This is a genomic window from Vogesella mureinivorans (assembly GCF_007644035.1).
Lineage (GTDB): Bacteria > Pseudomonadota > Gammaproteobacteria > Burkholderiales > Chromobacteriaceae > Vogesella > Vogesella mureinivorans.
In genome coordinates this window covers 1-278 of record NZ_VMTV02000377.1, presented here as the reverse complement: position 1 = coordinate 278, position 278 = coordinate 1, and the positions used below count along the sequence as shown (strand labels likewise).

1 protein-coding gene is annotated in these 278 nt (G+C 55.8%); it reads right to left on the bottom strand.

From position 1 onward, the window contains the following. The coding region (locus FLQ44_RS11085; protein WP_147694443.1) for a ribosome-recycling factor at nt 1–278 on the bottom strand (278 nt) is incomplete at both ends.

Sequence of the window (278 nt, the reverse complement as noted above, 5' to 3'; positions counted from 1 at the left end):
AGCAGGGCTTTCACTTTATCGTTCGCATCGCGACGCACGTTACGTACGGAAACACGACCCTGCTCAGCTTCACCACGAACTACTTTGATCAGGTCTTTACGACGCTCTTCCGTCAGCGGAGGCAGTGGAACGCGAATATCCGCGCCGGCTGAGCTTGGGTTCAGACCCAGGTCAGATGCCATGATTGCTTTTTCAACGGCCGGGCTCATTGAGCGGTCGAACACGTTGATTTTCAGGGTACGGGTATCTTCTACCGTCACGCTCGCCAGCTGACGCAG